At 39.1% G+C, this 19,836-nt stretch carries 19 protein-coding genes; 13 read left to right on the top strand and 6 right to left on the bottom strand.

Features of this window, described 5'->3' with window-relative positions:
• The first annotated feature begins 165 nt into the window (after positions 1–165).
• Entirely contained in the window at positions 166–1,974 is a 1,809-nt protein-coding gene (gene pepF, locus IGL15_RS12055; protein WP_002288947.1) for an oligoendopeptidase F, read from the top strand.
• Between the two features lie 78 nt (positions 1,975–2,052).
• Here pepF and IGL15_RS12050 read toward each other — a convergent pair whose 3' ends face one another.
• Both IGL15_RS12050 and IGL15_RS12045 read right to left on the bottom strand, forming a co-directional pair.
• Complete coding sequence (locus tag IGL15_RS12050; RefSeq protein WP_002289850.1) at positions 2,053–2,730, bottom strand: ClpXP adapter SpxH family protein; 678 nt, start codon at positions 2,728–2,730, stop codon at positions 2,053–2,055.
• A 117-nt stretch (positions 2,731–2,847) separates the two neighbouring features.
• Complete coding sequence (locus IGL15_RS12045) at positions 2,848–3,423, bottom strand: CYTH domain-containing protein (protein ID WP_002289849.1); 576 nt, start codon at positions 3,421–3,423, stop codon at positions 2,848–2,850.
• Between the two features lie 130 nt (positions 3,424–3,553).
• Between IGL15_RS12045 and IGL15_RS12040 the strand changes: the two genes are divergently transcribed.
• From IGL15_RS12040 to mgtE, 4 genes are read left to right on the top strand one after another with little or no spacing between them, the layout of a single operon-like run.
• A complete protein-coding gene (locus IGL15_RS12040; protein WP_002289848.1) occupies positions 3,554–4,258 on the top strand; it encodes a GTP pyrophosphokinase in 705 nt (234 codons plus the stop codon).
• Positions 4,236–5,033 (top strand): NAD kinase, encoded by a 798-nt coding sequence (locus tag IGL15_RS12035; protein ID WP_002289847.1) that lies wholly within the window; start codon positions 4,236–4,238, stop codon positions 5,031–5,033. Before IGL15_RS12040 ends, IGL15_RS12035 begins: the two co-directional genes overlap by 23 nt.
• Position 5,034: 1 nt before the next feature.
• Positions 5,035–5,934 carry an RluA family pseudouridine synthase gene (locus IGL15_RS12030; protein WP_104765615.1) on the top strand — a complete coding sequence of 300 codons (900 nt, stop codon included), beginning with the start codon at positions 5,035–5,037 and terminating at the stop codon, positions 5,932–5,934.
• 17 nt (positions 5,935–5,951) lie between these two features.
• On the top strand, positions 5,952–7,313 hold the full coding sequence (gene mgtE, locus IGL15_RS12025) for a magnesium transporter (RefSeq protein WP_002294561.1): 1,362 nt from the start codon (positions 5,952–5,954) through the stop codon (positions 7,311–7,313).
• Between the two features lie 61 nt (positions 7,314–7,374).
• Here the strand turns inward: mgtE and IGL15_RS12020 are convergent, their stop codons facing one another.
• Positions 7,375–8,016 carry a copper homeostasis protein CutC gene (locus tag IGL15_RS12020; protein ID WP_002294560.1) on the bottom strand — a complete coding sequence of 214 codons (642 nt, stop codon included), beginning with the start codon at positions 8,014–8,016 and terminating at the stop codon, positions 7,375–7,377.
• A gap of 108 nt (positions 8,017–8,124) precedes the next feature.
• On the opposite strand from IGL15_RS12020, the gene IGL15_RS12015 reads away from it, so the two are divergent.
• From IGL15_RS12015 to IGL15_RS11995, 5 genes are all read left to right on the top strand, one after another.
• A complete protein-coding gene (locus tag IGL15_RS12015) occupies positions 8,125–8,991 on the top strand; it encodes a methyltransferase domain-containing protein (protein WP_002294559.1) in 867 nt (288 codons plus the stop codon).
• Positions 8,992–9,211: 220 nt separating this feature from the next.
• Positions 9,212–9,715 (top strand): tRNA (uridine(34)/cytosine(34)/5-carboxymethylaminomethyluridine(34)-2'-O)-methyltransferase TrmL, encoded by a 504-nt coding sequence (gene trmL / locus IGL15_RS12010; RefSeq protein WP_002289592.1) that lies wholly within the window; start codon positions 9,212–9,214, stop codon positions 9,713–9,715.
• Positions 9,716–9,763: 48 nt separating this feature from the next.
• Positions 9,764–10,423, top strand: a complete 660-nt coding sequence (locus tag IGL15_RS12005; protein ID WP_002294557.1) for a histidine phosphatase family protein — start codon at positions 9,764–9,766, stop codon at positions 10,421–10,423.
• 19 nt (positions 10,424–10,442) lie between these two features.
• The gene (recD2, locus tag IGL15_RS12000; RefSeq protein ID WP_104765616.1) at positions 10,443–13,031 is read left to right on the top strand and encodes an SF1B family DNA helicase RecD2; all 2,589 of its coding nucleotides are present in this window, start codon (positions 10,443–10,445) and stop codon (positions 13,029–13,031) included.
• Positions 13,032–13,133: 102 nt separating this feature from the next.
• Positions 13,134–13,361 carry a hypothetical protein gene (locus tag IGL15_RS11995; RefSeq protein WP_002289596.1) on the top strand — a complete coding sequence of 76 codons (228 nt, stop codon included), beginning with the start codon at positions 13,134–13,136 and terminating at the stop codon, positions 13,359–13,361.
• 109 nt (positions 13,362–13,470) lie between these two features.
• Here IGL15_RS11995 and IGL15_RS11990 read toward each other — a convergent pair whose 3' ends face one another.
• Together IGL15_RS11990 and IGL15_RS11985 are read right to left on the bottom strand one after the other, a co-directional pair.
• A complete protein-coding gene (locus tag IGL15_RS11990) occupies positions 13,471–14,100 on the bottom strand; it encodes a response regulator transcription factor (protein ID WP_104765617.1) in 630 nt (209 codons plus the stop codon).
• Positions 14,097–15,206 carry a sensor histidine kinase gene (locus IGL15_RS11985; RefSeq protein WP_373413087.1) on the bottom strand — a complete coding sequence of 370 codons (1,110 nt, stop codon included), beginning with the start codon at positions 15,204–15,206 and terminating at the stop codon, positions 14,097–14,099. The genes IGL15_RS11990 and IGL15_RS11985 overlap by 4 nt, the downstream gene beginning before the upstream one ends.
• Before the next feature lie 86 nt (positions 15,207–15,292).
• On the opposite strand from IGL15_RS11985, the gene IGL15_RS11980 reads away from it, so the two are divergent.
• From IGL15_RS11980 to IGL15_RS11970, 3 genes are read left to right on the top strand one after another with little or no spacing between them, the layout of a single operon-like run.
• Entirely contained in the window at positions 15,293–16,225 is a 933-nt protein-coding gene (locus IGL15_RS11980; protein ID WP_104765618.1) for an ABC transporter ATP-binding protein, read from the top strand.
• A gap of 13 nt (positions 16,226–16,238) precedes the next feature.
• Positions 16,239–17,384: an ABC transporter permease gene (locus tag IGL15_RS11975; RefSeq protein WP_104765619.1), complete on the top strand. Its 1,146-nt coding sequence runs from the start codon at positions 16,239–16,241 to the stop codon at positions 17,382–17,384.
• Entirely contained in the window at positions 17,371–18,543 is a 1,173-nt protein-coding gene (locus IGL15_RS11970) for an ABC transporter permease (protein ID WP_104765620.1), read from the top strand. The genes IGL15_RS11975 and IGL15_RS11970 overlap by 14 nt, the downstream gene beginning before the upstream one ends.
• Before the next feature lie 98 nt (positions 18,544–18,641).
• Here IGL15_RS11970 and IGL15_RS11965 read toward each other — a convergent pair whose 3' ends face one another.
• Positions 18,642–19,607: a diacylglycerol/lipid kinase family protein gene (locus IGL15_RS11965; RefSeq protein ID WP_002318552.1), complete on the bottom strand. Its 966-nt coding sequence runs from the start codon at positions 19,605–19,607 to the stop codon at positions 18,642–18,644.
• Positions 19,608–19,836: the final 229 nt, after the last annotated feature.

Here is a 19,836-nt window from a genome sequence, read left to right as displayed (position 1 = left end):
AATAGGCTAGGAATCGGTTTTCTATGTAAAACAAGATTTAGTTATGCTAAAATTGATGGAAGCAGACACATGAATGAGTAGAAAAGTTAGATGCTGTGACATGTGGATGTTAGACTATGATCTATTTTGATAGATAGAGCTAAGGGAAGAAAAGGAGTGGATTTCATGGAAGTAAAGCAGTTGCCAAAACGAGAAGAATTGCCTGAAAATTTAACTTGGGACTTGACCAAGATCTTTTCAAGCGACCAAGAGTTTGATGAGAAATATTTGGAATTATCAGAAGAGTTAAAACAATCTGAAAAACACAAAGGAACACTTGATCAAGGCGCTTCTCAATTTTTAAATGCGATTGAATTCGTATTGAGGGTTTATCGCCAAACTGAAGTCATTTATGTATATGCGCACCTTAAAAACGATCAAGACACTGGAAATACAGATTACCAAGCGCTTTATGCAAGAGCAAGCAGTCTGTTTTCGAAAGTTAGTGAAGCCGTTTCCTGGTTTGAACCAGAAATATTGCAATTGTCAGATGACCAGATTTGGCAATATTTCAAAGAAGAACCAAAATTGGAAGTCTATCGCCATTATATCCAGCAAATAGTAGATAATCGAGCCCATGTCTTATCTGCTGAGCAGGAATCTCTTCTTGCTGGAGCAGGTGAAATCTTTGATGCTTCAAGTGATACATTTGCTGTTTTGAATAATGCAGATCTAGTTTTTCCAACGATTGAAGGAGAAAATGGTGAAATAGTCCAATTATCTCATGGCGTGTATGGTCAGTTGCTAGAAAGCACGGATCGAAGGGTACGCGAAGCAGCATTTAAGGGATTGTACAGTGTTTACGAACAATTTAGAAATACATTTGCTTCTACTTTAGGCACACATATAAAAGGACATAATTTTAAAGCGAAAGTCCGTAATTACAGCTCTGCCAGAGAAGCGTCTTTGAGCAATAATCATATTCCTGAAAGTGTATACGATACTTTGGTAGACGTGGTAAACAAGCATTTGCCTTTGTTACATCGATACATGGAATTACGGAAACGTTTATTAGAAGTGGAAAAACTGCACATGTATGATCTTTATACACCGGTCTTAGGGGAAGCTCCAATTACCTTTACGTACGAAGAAGCAAAAGAAAAAGCTTTAGAAGCACTGAAACCAATGGGTGAAGAATACATGGCCATCGTAGAAAAAGCATTCTCTGAACGTTGGATCGATGTTGTCGAAAATAAAGGGAAACGAAGCGGTGCTTATTCTTCGGGAAGCTATGACACAAATCCATATATTTTATTGAATTGGCATGATACGCTGGATCAGCTATTTACGCTTGTCCACGAAATGGGACATAGTGTTCATAGTTATTTCACTCGTTCGAACCAGCCTTATGTGTACGGCGACTACTCCATCTTTTTAGCAGAAATTGCTTCGACAACGAATGAAAATATCCTAACGGAGTATTTATTGGAAACAGAAAAAGACCCTCGTGTACGGGCTTATGTACTCAACCATTACTTGGATGGGTTTAAAGGAACAGTTTTCCGCCAGACACAATTCGCTGAATTCGAGCATTTCATGCATACGGAAGATGAAAAAGGTGTGCCATTGACTAGTGAATACCTAAGTGATAGTTATGGTAAATTGAATGCAAAATATTATGGTCCAGCAGTCGAAGAAGACCCAGAAATTAAATTCGAATGGTCACGGATACCGCATTTTTATTATAATTACTATGTTTTCCAATACTCGACTGGCTTTTCTGCTGCTTCAGCACTGGCGAAGAAAATACTAAACCAGGAACCAGAGGCACTAGAGAACTACTTGGCTTACCTAAAAGCAGGTAACAGCGATTATCCTGTGGAAGTAATGAAAAAAGCAGGAGTTGATATGACACAGGCTGCATATATCGAAGATGCAATGTCGATGTTTGAACAACGTCTAAATGAATTAGAAGAATTGATCGATCGTTTATAAGGCTTTCTATTTTTGATTTTCTCGAATAGAAACGAAAAAAATACGTCGGCTCTCTTGTAAGGGAGTCGACGTATTTTTTTAATTAGAAAGCAAGTGTAAATGGCTAGTTCTTGAATGGAACTGAGAATCATTTGTATGTAAATGTTCACCATTAAAAACTTGATATGAGTTATCTGTTGTTTTACACAGCTCTGTGATTCTCCAAAGGCTACTTGTACCTTTTACTTCTACTAAAACACCAAAATCACGGTCGCAGGCATAATTGTAAACGACTGCAGAAGGGTGTTTTGTGATGCCCATTTCCCGAGCAATTTTTTGATCAGAAAAGAATACTTCTTTAACGAAGTCAGACTGCCGATCTTCTTTAAACATATTCAAATCGCCGCCGATTTCTTCAAATATGGATTCAGCAAGTTCTTGAGAATATGGTATGTCATTACAGCCGACTGCTTCTTGCAATTTGATCAAAAAACGGCGGCCTTTTTTCTTTCCTTGAAACTGCGCCGCTTTGCAGTCTAATGCTGCAGAATAAGTCATTGAGAATAAGTGATTACGTTCCTCAAGATTGTTCTGAGAAATTCCTTTTTGTTGCATGACATCCCCAATTGTCTGCAAATTGACCAAAGGAAGAAAGCGAAATTGCATCTTTTCTTTTGATGGTGTCCCGTACTCTTCTTCGATAAATTGTAATAACTGTTGTTCCATTTCGAAACAGTATTCCCCTAAAGGATTAACAAATAAATAGATTTCGATCATATGAATCTCCCCCAAAATAGATTCTATACAACTAGTGACTAGATTCTTTCACATCCTATAACTTAACAGAAAAAAGTAAAAAAATGAACTCAAGTGCCTTGTGAAAATGAAAGGTTTCTAATTTTTAGCTTCAAGCATACGTTGGATCTTGTTTTTAGCAGGACGATAAGGTAAAGAAAAACGTTTTAAAAAATTTATAAAAGCAATTTTTCCCACAGATGCATCCCCTACCTCTAGTTCCAGTTCAAAATCGTGTAGATTGTCTCCCCAGCTTTCATCAATAGCTAAAAGTCCTTCTTCAATAGGGAATTCAGCCCGTTTTGTTGTAAGCTTTCCGGTTTGGATTAATGAAGCAGGATCGATATTCAAATCAGAAAGTTTTTGAAAAACTGCGCCTGAACGAGGCAGACGTTTTTCGAAGATAAATGCTTCTGCTTCTTCTGTTATAAAGGTATCCGTTGTTTCGAGACGCCCTTTTTCAGCAGGTGTTTTTAATGTATATTCAGCTTGATGACCAACGAAACGGATCCGTAGGCCACAATTTTGTTTCTTCAGCTGTTCATCAACGGTATCGAAATAAATATTAGTCTGTACACGGAAATCTTTATCTGTTAATTGATAGTGAGCGATGAATATCTCGTACTCTTGCTTTGTCAGCATAGATTTATATTCGATTTCAAGCATTTGTGTCATTTGATCGACTCCTTTTTGTCTATTTTGCCTAATTTTCTTTTTTTGGTCAATGCATAAATCAAGAGTACGAAAAAACTTTGCATATATGGTAGAATAAACAATGAATGTTAATGAAGTAGAGGTATCAGCTATGGAACGAGATTGGGAAGCATTTTTAGCACCATATGAACAAACTGTATCAGAATTGAAAGTGAAACTGCGGGGGATCCGCAAACAGTTCCGTGAACAAAATCGACATGTCCCGATTGAATTTGTCACTGGGAGAGTCAAGCCAGTCGATAGTATTGTAACAAAATCACAATTACGGCATATTCCAATGGGACGTTTAGAAGAAGAAATGTCTGATATTGCCGGGTTAAGGATCATGTGTCAGTTTGTAGAAGATATCCATCAAGTTGTTGAGATCATCCGTAAAAGAAAAGACATGAAAGTTCTCCAAGAACGAGATTACATCACAAATAAAAAAGCAAGTGGCTACCGTTCTTATCATCTGGTGATCGAGTATCCTGTACAGCTGATCAGCGGTGAGAAGAAAATTTTGGCGGAAATCCAGATTCGGACTCTTGCGATGAATTTCTGGGCAACGATTGAGCATTCGCTGAATTATAAATATCAAGGCGTTTTTCCAGAAGAAATGAGTGAACGACTTCAGCGTGCGGCAGAAGCTGCCTATCAGTTGGATGAAGAGATGTCCAGTATCCGTGAAGAAATCCAAGAAGCACAGCGGTTATTCTCCCATGGAAGAGGAAAATCAGATGATGTCTACTATCGAACGCTTTTGAAGAAAGAAAGCGAAAGAGAGGAGGCAGGGGATGAAAGTAGCGATCGTTCATAATAAAGAAGCAAAGACTATAGAAGTGACAGAACGTTTGAACGCACTTTTAGAACAAGCAGGGATTCAACGAGATGATCATGAGCCAGAATTGGTCATCTCAGTCGGCGGAGACGGCACATTATTGTCGGCGTTCCATCACTACAGTCATTGTCTGAATGATGTGCGTTTCTTGGGCGTGCATACAGGTCATTTAGGGTTTTACACGGATTGGCGGGATTACGAGCTGGAAGAACTAGTAGACAGCTTACGAACGAATCGGGAACAAAGTGTTAGTTATCCCTTGCTGGATGTTCGGATCAGTTATTTGGATGAAACACCGGACCAGCATTTTTTAGCACTGAATGAATCAACGATTAAACGGGCCAATCGTACGATGGTAGCCGATGTATACATCAAAAACGAGCTGTTTGAAAGTTTTAGAGGAGATGGATTGACGATTTCTACGCCTACTGGTTCGACAGCATATAATAAAAGTGTCGGCGGTGCTGTGATCCATCCTAGTATCAATGCCTTTCAGTTGGCAGAGATTGCTTCACTGAATAATCGAGTGTTTCGTACTTTGGGTTCTCCGATCGTGATTGCCCATGATGAATGGCTAGAAATAAAATTGGAAAATACAGAAGATTATCTTGTAACGGTTGATCAATTGAATGTCGCAAAAGCAAATATCCGCTCAATTTATTATCGAATAGCAGAAGAACGGATCCATTTTGCTTCTTATCGACATATGCATTTTTGGCATCGTGTGAAAGATGCCTTTATTAGTGAGGATTGATATGCAGTTTACATGGGATTATGAGAAAGAACATTCTCAGCAAGTAAAATATTTTTTAAAAGAAAAAGGGATCTCAAAGGGTCTGTTAGCGAAAATAAAATTTCAAGGCGGTCAAATCAAAGTTAATGATCAAGTAGAAAATGTCTTGTTTTCTCTAGCTAAGGATGATAAGGTAACCATTGTGATTCCTGCTGAAGGAGAACATGAAACCGTACTTTTGGATGAAACACCGATCGATATCGTGTATGAAGATGAACACGTTCTGGTAGTAAATAAACCAGCAGGCGTTTCGTCTATTCCTGCCCAATACCATCCAAATGGGACAATGGCTAATCGTGTAAAGGCTTATTATAAAAAAAAAGGTTACGAAAACCAAGTAATCCATGTGGTGACGCGACTAGATCGGGATACATCTGGTTTGATGCTTTTTGCAAAGCATGGATTTGCGCACGCAAAATTAGATATGCAACTTCGTGAAAAGAAGTTTGTGAAAAAATATCAGGCCTTAGTCAGTGGAAGGCTTTCAGATTTATCGGCACATGGACATATCGATTTGCCGATCGCCCGAGATTATTCTTCGCTATTGAAGCGAATGGTCTCTGATGAAGGACGTTCGGCACAGACTGAGTACTGGATAGAGAAGCGACTAACAGAAATCGCGTTAGTTGATATCCAGCTGCATACAGGAAGGACACATCAAATAAGAGTTCATTTTTCCGCAATTGGCTGTGCCCTGCTCGGTGATGATATGTATGGCGGGCGAATGGATCTGGGAATAAAAAGACAAGCCCTTCATTGTTATGATCTGCGTTTTTACCATCCATTTACAGAAGAGTTGCTGGAGTTCAAGCAGCCTTTAGCCGCAGACATGGAGGCAGTTGTGAGACGGTTTGAAGAATAAGGCGAGGTGAGATTGGTTTGGATGAAAATCAAGAATTAGAGGAAAGATTTGCCCAGTTGACTCAAGATTTAAGGGAAAATAATATTCAGGCATTCAGAAACAGTTTTTTAGAGATGCATATCTATGAGCAGGGGCAATTCTACCAATCTCTTACAGAAGAGAACAGACAGCTGATCTATTCCTATCTGTCGCCTAAAGAATTAGCGGATATGTTCGATGTGATTGAAGAAGACAACGAACATATGAAAGAATACCTAGATGAAATGCGTCCTAGCTATGCAGCTGATATGCTTTCTGAGATGTATACAGATAATGCTGTTGACTTGCTTAATACGCTGGATAAAAAGCAAATTGCTAAATATTTAAGTTTGATGTCGGCAGACGATGCCAGTGAAATCAAGGAACTTCTCCATTACGAGGATGAAACAGCTGGCGCGATCATGACAACTGAATTTGTTTCGATCGTAGCCAATCAAACTGTTCGCTCTGCGATGTACGTGCTGAAGAACGAAGCAGATGTAGCTGAAACAATCTATTACATCTATGTCGTTAATCAAGAAGGTCAGCTAGTAGGGGTTATTTCTCTGCGCGACCTAATCGTGAATGATGACGACGCAATGATTTCTGATCTGATGAGCGAACGAGTGCTTTCAGTTCATGTAGGCGACGACCAAGAAGATGTGGCACAAACATTTAGGGATTATGACTTCTTAGCTCTTCCTGTTACCGATTATGATGATCATTTGTTAGGAATCGTCACAGTCGATGATATCATCGACGTTATTGATGATGAAGCTGCTAGCGATTATTCAGGACTTGCCGGGGTCAATGTGGAAGAAATTAATGAAAATCCAGTAAAGGCAGCGTCTCGACGTTTGCCTTGGCTGATCACTCTGTTGTTTTTAGGTATGTCGACCGCTTCTTTAATCAGTCACTATGAAGACTTGGTAAGTGAAGCGAGTATTTTAGCAGTCTTCATTTCGCTGATTACAGGAACTGCCGGTAATGCTGGAACCCAGTCGCTAGCTGTGGCTGTTCGTCGACTTGCGATTTCTGATGAGAAAGATCATGGATTTGTTCGACTTGTTTTGGCTGAAGTCTTGACCGGCGTTGTCACAGGAGCTGTTACGGGGATCACGATTTTTCTAATCGTAGGTTTTTGGAAACATAATTTTATCTTGGGGTTTGTCATAGGGATGGCTATGCTATTTGCAATCACAGTGGCGAATCTTGCAGGTAGTTTAATCCCGATGCTAATGGATCGTCTAGGATTTGATCCAGCAGTAGCAAGCGGCCCCTTTATCACGACTTTGAGCGATTTGACGAGTGTACTGATTTATTTCAATATTGCTTCTTTATTTATGGGCTATTTTATGTAAAAAAACAAAAACATTTGCAATAAGCATTATGCCTGTTGCAAATGTTTTTTTGTTTATAAGATTATAACTGAAGATCCACGATTTTGGTTCCGTGTACTTCGCTTACGTTCAATTCTTTAGCTACATGTGCTGCATTCTCTGCAGTGACACCACCACCAGGCAAAATGATTAAGCGGCCATCTGTATAGGCAATCAATTCTTTAAGCCGTGGGAAATTTTCTACAATAGTTTTGTCAGCAGGACCGCCATGAGTCAAGATACGGTCAACACCATGTTCTACCAGCCAATCGATTGCTTCGAATTGCCGATCTTCAGGAATACTGTCAAAAGCCATATGGAAGGTGATCTGCAACCCTTCTGCTGTTTCGATCAATAGTTCCAAGGCCTCTTCGTCTAGCCAGCCTGAAGGAGTAAGACAACCAAATACTACGCCATCCGTCCCTAATTTCTTTGCTTCAATCAAATCAGTATGCATGATTTTCAATTCGATATCGTTATAGACGAAGTCGCCCCCTCTAGGACGAATAATCGTCATTACGGGGATATCTTTTTCCCCAGCATAACTTAACGTTTCTTCGATCACACCAGTACTCGGGGTTGTGCCACCGACCGCTAAGTTGTCACACAATTCGATCCGATCGGCTCCTCTAGCAATTGCTAGAGGAATAGATGTGTAGTTTTCAGCGCAAAATTCTTTGATCATCTAATCTTCTCCTTTATCTTTCACTTTCTTCTAGGCATTGTATCATATTTTTAGCAGTTGCCAAAGTGAGCATCTAACGGTAAGATAAAACAGAAATGAGGGGGAACTATGTTAAAAAAAATTGACCGAGGACGCCAGTTTTTGGCAGAAAATCATCAGCTGTTCCGCTGTCCGGTTTGCCAAGAAGAAGTAAAAAAGTCTGATAATGGCTTGATATGCAAAAATAATCACCGTTTTGACCTTTCCAAAAAAGGAACACTTTATTTTTTATCCCATGCGGTTAAAACAGAATACGATCAAGGAATGTTCGTTCCAAGGCGTAGAATGATCCAATCTGGCATGTATCAGCCCGTTATTGAGACTATTGCGCAGCATTTACCTGAAGAAGTCTCGCTATTAGATGTTGGCTGCGGAGAAGGTAGCTTCTTGAATGAACTTTCAAAATTGAAAAAGATTCAAAATGCTGTTGGATTTGATATTTCAAAAGAAGGAGTCTACGCAGCTACAGAACAATCTGCCGAAGCATTTTGGTGTGTAGCTGATTTGACCAATTTGCCGTTTGCTGATCAAACATTCAACGCGGTTTTAAATATCTTTTCGCCTTCTCATTACCAAGAATTCCAACGTGTACTCTCAGAAGATGGAGAAGTGTTGAAGGTGGTGCCACAAGAAAATTATTTAAAGGAACTACGTCAGGCTTTTTATCCGAATCAACCTGAAAAACAGAGTTATTCCAATGAACGTGTAGTAGCTAAGTTTGCTGAAGCAATGAAATTAACTGAACGTCAGCGTGTAACCTATGAATTTGAGATACCAGAGGAAAATCAAAAAGATCTTTTGGCCATGTCACCTTTAGAATGGCAGGTAGAAGAGCGAATCAAAGCAGACTTATATAAGAATCCTTTGAAGAAGATTACAATTGACATAGAATTATTAAAAGGAACTAAGAGAAAACGTTTTTCTAGCAGTTTTTAATGAGTAGAGGTTGCAAAAAAAAGTTGAGGGTGTTATATTAGCAACAAGTTGTTTTTTCATTGGTTTTTATCAGGTTCCTGTTCTGATAAAAGTTAGTGAGAAGAGCTTCACTAACGTAACGACTCGCAGTGACTGACACCGAGTTGATACGTTTTTTTTTATGCAAAAATCAAATTGTCAGAAAATAGAAACGAACATAAATATGAGAGGAATGATCCTGATGAATCATATCGTTTTATTTGAACCATTAATCCCTGCAAACACTGGAAATATTGCCCGTACGTGTGCAGCCACGAATACTCCGCTTCATTTAATCGAGCCACTAGGTTTTTCAACTGATGACAAACATCTAAAACGGGCAGGGTTGGATTATTGGAATGATGTAAATATTACTTACCACAGTAATTTAGAAGCTTTTTTAACATTTTTAGGTAATCGTAAACTACATTTGATCTCAAAATTTGCCCATAAAGTATATAGTGACGAAAATTTTGCTGATGGAGAAGAGCACTTCTTTTTATTTGGAAAAGAAACAACCGGTTTGCCAGAAACATTTATGCGTGAAAACGAAGAAAAGTGTTTACGCATCCCTATGAATGATGAGCATGTCCGCTCATTGAATTTATCGAATACAGCTGCAATGATAGTGTATGAAGCACTTCGCCAGCAAGGATTCCCTAATTTAGAATTGACGCATCACTATGAAAATGACAAGCTGGATTAGACAGTTTATTATAGAGTAAAATAAAAGAAAGACAGGAGTTTGCTGCGTATGGAACTATATTTTACCCGACATGGGAAGACACAATGGAATCAGGAAAGACGTTTTCAAGGGAGCAATGGCGATTCTCCGCTTTTGCCACAAAGTTACGAAGAAATCAAAGCATTTGGGAAAAAGGTAAAATATGTTCCTTTTAAAGCAATTTATTCCAGTACAGCAAAGCGAGCACGTGATACAGCAGAAGGTATCAACAAAGAGCTTGCTCGTCCGGTAGAGATTTTTTATACAGATAAGCTAAGAGAGCTAGGGCTGGGTACTTTAGAAGGTCAGTCGATCGATGAAATGTATCAGAAATATCCGGATAATCTGCCGAATTTGCGTAATCATTTAGATCTGTATGATCCTTCTCCTTTTCACGGAGAAACGATTGAATCGGCAATCACACGTATCGAAACTGTTGTAGCAGATGCGGTTGCCCAACATAAAGATGGCCCACTTTTATTCGTAGGACATGGAGCTTCTTTAACTGCAGCTATTCAATGGATGACAGGAAAAGAGCTAAGTGAGTTGCGTGAAATGGGTGGATTGTTCAATAGTAGTTTGACGATTTTAGAGACTGAAGAGCCTTGCAGATTATTGCCATATGAACTGAAAGTATGGAACCAAACAGATTTTTTAGGAACTGAAACAGCACCAGAACCTTTACTATAGAAGAAGGAGGCGGCTTCCGATGCAGCCAGAAGAAATGCCTTATTTCGTTGGTACAGTTGCCGCGATTTTTTTTCAAAATCCTAGTAATTTTTACAAAGTGCTTTTGGTACACATCAGTGAAACCACAGCTGATTACCGTGAAAAAGAGATTGTAGTCACCGGAAGTTTCGGCGATATTCAAGAAAATGAGACTTATCGTTTTTATGGAGAATTAGTGGATCATCCTAAATACGGAAGGCAGCTTAAACTCGAAAGATATGAGCAAGAAAAGCCAACAACTGCAAATGGGATCGTAGCGTATCTTTCCAGCGAAAAATTCCCAGGAATCGGGAAGAAAACAGCAGAAAAAATTGTAGAATTGCTGGGAGAAGATGCTATCGAAAAAATCATTGCTGATCCTTCGGTATTAAAACAAATCTCCGGTTTGACGAAGCCAAAAAGAGAAATGCTTGCTGAGACGATTCGGCTAAACCACGGGATGGATCAAGTGATCATGGGACTGAATCGTTACGGGTTCGGTAGTCAGTTAGCTTTCAGTATCTACCAGGCCTATAAGAACGAGTCTTTGGATATCATCGAAGAAAATCCGTACCAGCTAGTCGAAGACATAGAAGGAATCGGGTTCAAACGTGCAGATAATCTAGCCGAACAAATCGGTATTGCAGCAGATTCACCGAGAAGAATTCGAGCAGCTATCGTGCATCAGATTTTTCAGCATGCAGTTCAAACAGGAGATACATACGTACCGGCGGAGACATTGCTTCAGCAAACGATCCGTATTTTAGAAACAAGTCGCCCAATTGAAATCCAGCCTGATCAGGTTGCTACTGTAATTATCCAACTTGTTGAAGAAGGAAAGATACAACAAGAAGAGACTAATCTTTACGAAAACAGTTTGTACTTTTCTGAATGGGGGATCGGTAATTCGATCCAGCGCCTTCTCAGTCGTAAAAAAGAAATCCATTATCCTGAAAAAGAAGTGCAGAAGAATATTCGGCGTATCGAAAAAATATTCGGCATACAGTATGGACCTTCGCAAGAACAAGCTATCGCTGAAGCAATCCGTTCCCCTCTATTTATTTTAACAGGAGGACCAGGTACGGGGAAAACTACTGTGATCAACGGAATCGTCAATCTTTTTGCAGAGTTGAACGGACTGGAATTGGATCCTTCAAAATATACCCAAGAAATTTTTCCTATTCTACTTGCAGCACCAACTGGCCGAGCAGCTAAACGAATGAACGAAACGACAGGTCTGCCTGCCAGTACGATCCATCGTCTTCTGGGGCTGAATGGACGGGAAAAAACACCTTCAGTCAGTACGAAAGAATTAGAAGGCGGACTTTTGATTGTTGATGAGATGTCTATGGTCGATACATGGCTGGCTAACACATTATTCAAAGCGATTCCGACGAATATGCAAGTTATCTTAGTAGGAGACAAAGATCAGCTTCCCTCTGTCGGTCCTGGTCAAGTACTCCATGATCTTTTGGAAATCGAACAAATTCCCAAAATGGAACTCAATCAGATTTATCGGCAAGGTGATGGTTCTAGTATTATTCCTCTTGCCCATGAGATCAAAGAAGGACGTCTGCCAAAAGATTTCACAAAGAATCAAAAAGATCGTTCCTATTTCCGAAGTGATGCTTATCAAATTGAACCCTTGATCTCTAAAATTGTGGAAAAAGCGAAAAATAAGGGATTCCGTGCACAAGATATCCAAGTATTAGCACCAATGTATCGGGGACCTGCAGGGATCGATGCGTTAAATAAAATGATGCAGGAGATATTCAATCCAGGGAAACCTGGAAAAAAGGAAGTACATTGGAACGACACCGTTTATCGGATAGGAGACAAAGTCCTCCAATTAGTCAATACTCCCGAATTGAATGTATTCAATGGAGATATGGGAGAAATCACGGGTATCATCTTGGCAAAAGATTCTGAAGATAAAGTGGATGAATTAGTTATCCAGTTTGATGCAAATGAGGTCACTTATAAAAGAAACGAATGGAATAAAATCACTCTTTCTTATTGTTGCTCAATCCATAAATCACAAGGCAGTGAATTCAAGATGGTTATTTTGCCCATGGTCCATCAATATCAGCGAATGCTTCAGCGTAATTTGCTCTACACGGCAGTGACCCGCAGTAAGGAACTGTTGATTTTGTTAGGGGAAGAGCAAGCCTATGTCACTTGTGTAGCGAATGAATCAGCAAGCCGGATGACTACGTTGAAATCAAGGATCATAGATAATGATAAAATGAATATCACTCTCCGGACCAAACTAGCAGCTTATGAAGATTCTTTGGTCGGAAATGATCCATTTGAAGATGGGAACTATACAAAAGAGCCACGGGTTGTAAAAGAAAAGCTACCTGTAGAAGATGACAGTGGGACGAATGAATCGAAAAAACAAGTAACGGAAACAGTGGAACCAGATCTGTTTTCTTCATTTGTTGGAGAAGAAAAGAAAGAAGAGGTAGAACCTGCTGTTTCTAAAGATTTCGTTCTTACAGCAGAAGTGATCGATAACCAGTTAGTAGATCCGATGATTGGTATGGAAAACAGTTCTCCCTACGATTTTATACCGGCAAAAAATGCTTGATTTTAAAGATGAGAAATAGCTAAAAATGATCGTTGGTTAGCGTTTTCTTTTGTTTTTTCAGTGTGATATGCTAAGCTGAAATCAAAAGGGGGGCGTTACTTTATGGCTAAAGAAACCGAAGATAAATTAGCGAAATTAGCAAAAGAATCTGGCAATGACTTTAAAAAGTTAGATGAGATGGAAAAAGAATTCAAATTGAATGAAAGTCCTGATGTAGAACGAGACGATCGTGAAGAATCAAAACTAGAAAAAACGTTAGACAAGGCGCCTATTTTTCCGCCTAACACGCCGAACAATCCAACGAATCCTGGCAGCCCTGCGAATCCTTGATTCTTTCAATCGTGAGGAAATGGTTTGCGGGACAATTGAATAGAAGATGTGAAAAAAACCTGAATGATGCGAAGGAGCATCATTCAGGTTTTTTTGTGTTAGATAAGACTTATTGCAAATGCTGATAAAAATAGATAGCCAATTGCGTGCGATCCCGTAAATCTAGCTTTTCTAGTAATTGGCTGATGTAATTGCGAACAGTGCCGTCACTCAAGTACAAGGCATCTGCAATTTCTTTATTGTTTTTCCCGGCAGCTACTTCTTTGATGATTGCAAGCTCACGTTCACTAAAAGAAGCATAAGCATGACTATCAATCGTCGGTTTATTCTTCAACATTTGAGTGAAAGTCTCGATGATTTCATTACCAAATACGGCCTGTCCATTATAAGCGGATTTGACAGAAGGAATAATCGCTTGCAAGTTCTGTTTGATTAAATACCCTTTGACACCGATGGAAAATGCTTCGCGGATGTATTCTTCATCTTTGAATGTCGTCAAAAGCAAAAGGATGGCTTTGGGAAATTTAGCCAAAATTTCTTTGGCAGCATCGATGCCCGTTTGTTTAGGCATGGGGATGTCCGTCAGCAAAACATCGGGACGATGGGTTTCGTATAAGACTAGCGCATCCTTGGCACAATGACCAATGCCTAACACACGGATCTCTTTCGTGCTTTCTAAAATGGTTTGTAACGATTTCGTCACAAATGGATCATCATCAATAATGACTACTGTTATCATTGGTGTCCCTCCCTTGGTAAAATGATCGTTAACTGAAATTGCTGGTTTTCTTGGAAAATATGGACTTGTCCCTTTTGTTCTTGAACACGTTGACGCATCGTTTTCAAACCAATACCGGGAGCAGAATTTTTTTGTGGGCTGGTGCCATCATTCGTGATTTGCAAGCGATAAAAGGCCGGCAACGTTCGAAAATGTAAAACAACGGTTTTGGCATGACTATGTTTGATACTGTTGGTTAAGGCTTCTTTGATGACCATTAAGAAGCAGTTTTGCTGCGTTTCATTCAATCCTTCAAACAAGTTTCCTTCAATCGTAACAGAAGAAGGAAAATCAGCGATCAGAAACTCTAAGGAGTGTTGAAAAGAGATCGATGTCTCATGGAGGTCATGGACACTTTGACGAATCCGATCCATCCCAGTGTGAACGGTGGCACTTAAATTTTCTAATGGTTCTTTTAGTTTTGGTTCTTGATTGATCATTTCAAGCGCACCAATTTGTAAAATCGCACTTGACAGCAGATGACCGACATTGTCATGGATGTCTCGGGCAATTCGGTTCCGTTCTTCCACAATTTGCAAGGCTAATTGTGTTTCTTGTGACAGGGCCAATACTTTATTTTGTTCCGATAACTCTTGTTGTTTTTCCCAATGAGTATCTTTGGAGACAATGTACTTTTTCTCAAGATCGGTCGTTCGTTGATCTTTTTTTCGTAAGTAAAAGGAAAAAAACAGCAAAATTACGACAAAGGCGACCTTGATGGGGGGATGATTACCAACCGTCGAAATCAACAAAAAACCTAACAAAAACAAGTAATCAAGGTGGCTTTCTTCAGGGGCGATCACTCGCATCGTCGCTGGCAGAAACAGGACAAGATCAGGTAAAAAGGCACATAAAAGAAATAGAATAACTTGGAAAATCCAATTTGGCTTTGTAGGCAGTAAATAACTGACACCAGTGAATAAAACGGCGATCAATAAATAGATAACTTGCATAGCAACGAATCCTTGACTTACCAGCAAAAGCAATGAGATAACCAGTAGAAAGCTAGTTTCGTTGAGTAGCCGAGATTTATGCATAGCAGACTCCTTCATTGTGACAAATGTCATGTGTGGTTTAGCCAATCGTCACTAGTTTCTTTTCTTGCACTTTATTATAGTCAGATCAACAAGAAATTTGGAAGGAGTTTTTCATGATGATTATCGAAATTGATAAATTAGTCAAACGCTATGGAGATTTTGTAGCATTGAATCATTTTGATCTGCAAGTACAAGAAGGAGAAGTCTTAGGTCTGTTAGGATCAAACGGCAGTGGGAAATCGACTGCCATCAACTGTATGCTTTCTTTGTTAAATTATGACAAAGGAACCATTAAATTGTTCGGGACAACAATGACTCCTGAAAATTATGCTGTCAAGGCAATGATTGGGGTCGTTCCTCAAGACGTTGCGGTCTTTGACGAACTAAGTGTGCAAGAAAATATCGATTATTTTTGCGGTTTATATGTTTCCGAAAAAGAGAAAAGGAAAGCCTTGATTGAAGAGGTGATTCAATTAGTGGGATTAGAAAAATATGTTTCGTTTCGTCCAGGAGAACTTAGTGGTGGCTTGAAACGTCGGTTGAACATCGCATGTGGGATTGCCCACAAGCCGCGGTTAATTTTTTTAGATGAGCCGACAGTAGCTGTAGACCCCCAAAGTCGGAATAAAATTTTAGAAAGTATCAAGGAGCTGAATCGACAAGGAGCAACCATTGTCTATACAACACATTACATGGAAGAAGTAGAAATTCTTTGCGACCAGATCGTGATCATGGATCAAGGACAGGTGATTGCTAAAGGAACCAAAGAATCTCTAAAAGATATGGTACGGACGGCGGATCGTTTGACGATCGACATCCCATTACTCCCAGAAAACGTGTTGTCAGCGATTCAGCGAACAATAGCTTCTGATGGAATCGCTTATAAAAAAGGTCAGCTCCAAGTAACAACTACTGAACTAAATACAGTATTGTTGCCGATTCTTACAATCTTACAAGAAGAAAAGATCAGTTACGGAAAAATAGCAACCAAAGAAGCGTCCTTGAATGATGTCTTTTTAGAGATTACTGGCAAGGATTTGAGAGACTAGAGGAGGGGAAATAATGTTTTGGCATTTTTATAAATATCGCACAAAAATACTGCTGCGAAATAAATCCATGTTGTTTTGGACATTGGCCTTTCCAATTCTTTTAGGATTGATGTTTATGGCGGCCTTTGGCGAGATTGATCAAGGTGGCAATCTCGAAACGATTAATACTGGAATTGTAATCAAAGCGGATCAAACAGCGCTTTCGGAAAATTTTACCACAGTCTTAGAACAAGTCGAAGTCAATGATAAACCATTATTTGAAGTACAGGAACTATCGGAAGTAGAAGCGAATGAAAAGCTAAATGCAGATGATTTGGCTGGTTTTTATCTCATTGATGGTTCATCTGTTTCGCTCCATGTGGGTCAAGCAGGAATGAGTCAGACGTTGATGAAAAACGTCATGGATCAATTTTTACAGCGTATTGGTATAATTTCGAGTAAAGTGGCAGAAGTGGAGAACGTTGATCTCGCGCCCATCATGACTGTTTTTGAACAAGAAGTATCTTTTCAAGAAGTTCATGCAGGTCGTAATATGAGTTTCAAAAGTTTTTATTTCTTCACTCTGATTGGAATGGCGATTCTCTACGGGACGATGTGGGGGGTCCGCAATGTACAGGATCAGCAAGCAAATCAATCGTCAAATGGTATTCGCTTGTCCTTGATTCCTAGAAAGCAATCGTTAGTTTCAATCGCTAATTTGGCAGCAAGATTTACGATTGTTTTGACAGAGATTTATATTATGTTAGCTGTCTTTCGTTTTATCTATCAAGTAGACTTTGGTGAACGTTGGCAATGGTTGATGATTGTTACCGCTCTGGGGTCGTTGTGTGCGATTTTGTTAGGTACATTGGTTGGTAATTTGATACCAAAAATGAATCTGGTGCAAAAGGATAGCATCTTGATTTCAGTGACGATTGCGATGAGCTTTTTTGCTGGTATGATGGGGTCGGAACAAGTGAAGTATTGGATTGATCTTCATATTCCGATTGTTGGTCAATTAAATCTCGTCAACTTGATCAGCGAAAGTTTGTATAAACTTTATTTCTACACTGATTTGGCTAGTTTTTATACCAATCTTCTATGGTTGATCGGATTTATTTTCCTTTTTGCGTTAGGAAATGCTTGGATGGAAAGAGGGGTGCGTTATGACGCTTTATAAAACGATTTGGACATTGCTTAAAGCAAATAAATCGAATTTACTGATAGGTGTAATTATCACTGTTGTTGCCACATTCTTTTTTGCGCAAAATATTGATGTTGAAAATACCTCTCTGCAAGATGCGAAAATCGCCTTGATTAGTGAAGAAGAGTCGCCTGTAGTCGATGGCCTTCGTAAATATTTGAATGACAAGGAAACAGTCGTTACATTGGATGGAACCTCACAAAAAGAAATCGATGATGCTCTTTATTTTAATCGTGTAAACATTATCTTACATCTGCCTGCAGACTTTACCGAACAAGTCGAAGTAGGAAAGATGCCGACGATCAAGATACAGAGTCGCCCAGATGCCTTTTCTAAAACAGTTGTTACACAGCAAGTGAACACCTTTTTGCAAACACTGATTCTGTTTCAAGAAGAAGATAAAACAATCGATGCAGCTATGGAACAGACACAAATGGCACTCTCGGTTACTGGAGAAGTTGAGCTAAGTGCGGGATATAGTCAGCGGATGAAAAAGCTGTTGACGGGCACAACCTTTAATTTCTTGTCTTATGGGTTGTTTCTATCCATTTTTAGCGGTTTCAGCGTCATCAATCTAGCGTTTAATCGCAAAGAGATCAGTAAACGAAACCAGAGTGCGCCCATTACCAAACGAAACTTGAATCGCAAAGTAACCTTTAGTTTGATTAGTTACTCGCTGCTGTTGTTCAGTGGCTTCTTACTTCTAATGGTTCTGTTAGTGATCCACACCTCGTGGGATATAACGGTATGGTATCATATTTTAAATACTTTCTTGTTTTTATTGCCGGTCATTAGCTTTTCGGCTTGTATCACTTCATTGGTAAAAAACTCAGAAACCAGCAGTGGGATCAAAGATATTTTTATCACAGGCAGTTGCTTTATCGGTGGGGTGTTTGTACCAGCAGAATACTTGCCAGAAATGGTTAGCAAAATAGCGGCATTCACACCAACATATTGGTTTGTTCAAAATAATAACTTGATCAGTGAAACACTCAGTTACAATCAAACATTTGCAGAATCTTTTTGGTTCAATGGTTGTGTCTTAGTTGCTTTTGCTGCGGTGTTTTCAATGATCCAATTTATTTTGGGTAAAGAAAGAAACTATCGATGGCAACCCAATTGGGCAAAGAATTAACTGCATAGTAAAAAAAGGACTGTGACAAAAGTCGTGTCACAGTCCTTTTTTCCGAATAAACGGTGTTCCAGATGTAGCTTCTGACAAAACCTCTTTTATTAACACCAAAACAACTGTTTAGTTGTGGTTATTGTGATATCAAAAGGTCGTTTTTCCATTTCTTCTCCATCTTCTTGACCATGTTGCGGTGTTGTTGAAACGATACGTAATCTGTTTGTTGTGTAGTGATGGAAATATTTCGATTTCAATTGTTTTTTCTGTATAAGTAAAAGAATGAGCCACAAGATTTTAAAGAAATTGATTCGTTCGACCACGACAAAATCAATGACTGGTTTAGACGCATCAGCAGTTGGAACAATCGCGATTCCTCCGCCAAAAAAAGGATGCTTCGTTGCTGTACATAAAAATGCGTTTGAAAAACTTAATTGTTTTCCTCCTGCATCTACCAGAATTGGAAATCCTTTTTGAGTGAATAAAGCACGGAGAATAGAGAATAAATACGAAAATGATCCTAAGTTGTATTTGTTCAATCGCTTTTTTGTGGAAGAATGATTTGTCGCATGGACGATAGCTGCATCTAATCCTATACCGAAATTATTAACAGCTATTCCTTTTTTTTCACTTATTTTTTCTTCATAAGCCATTATGTGGACTTTTTCTGGTGATTGAGCTGCTAAAATCAGCTGAAGTCCTTTTTTGGGATTTTTTGGAAGGCCTGCCCCTCGAGCAAAATCATTTCCAGAACCTGCTGGAATATAAGCAACTGGGAATTCTACTTCCATCTGATAGAAAGTATCAAGTACCTGATGTAAGGTGCCGTCACCTCCTACGATGATCAAAAGGGGGAAAATATCGATTGTTTTCTGTTCTTCTTCTATCCAAGGAATCAATGTTTCTTTTGCCAAAGTTTCAGCAATCTCAGCATCGTGTCCTTTGTATTCACTATAATGAAGTGTATAGTCAATATGCTTATTTTTTAATACCGGTAAAATTCTTTCTGCTACTTTATAGCCATTTCCGCTGCCTGCCGATGGATTGATCAATATATGATAATGGAATTTCATAATTTCCTCCTGCTATTCAATAAAACAAGATATTTTAATACTCCTGTTTGCTGGTTAACCAATAATTAGCAAGCTTTTTCTATTTTTTGAATGAAAGAAACTTGTTTTTTCAAAAAAATCTGTTACAAAATTAATTCTTGGTTATTATAGCAGAAGTCTAGGAAAATGAAAAAGGTCCGAAGACCGAAAAACACAAAAAAGCCTAGCAAGCGCATGATCCATTACTTAC

This window comes from Enterococcus sp. DIV0436a (assembly GCF_051711605.1).
Taxonomy (GTDB): domain Bacteria; phylum Bacillota; class Bacilli; order Lactobacillales; family Enterococcaceae; genus Enterococcus_B; species Enterococcus_B faecium.
Note: the sequence above shows the minus strand (reverse complement) of the source record. Positions and strands in the feature narration are given on the sequence as shown.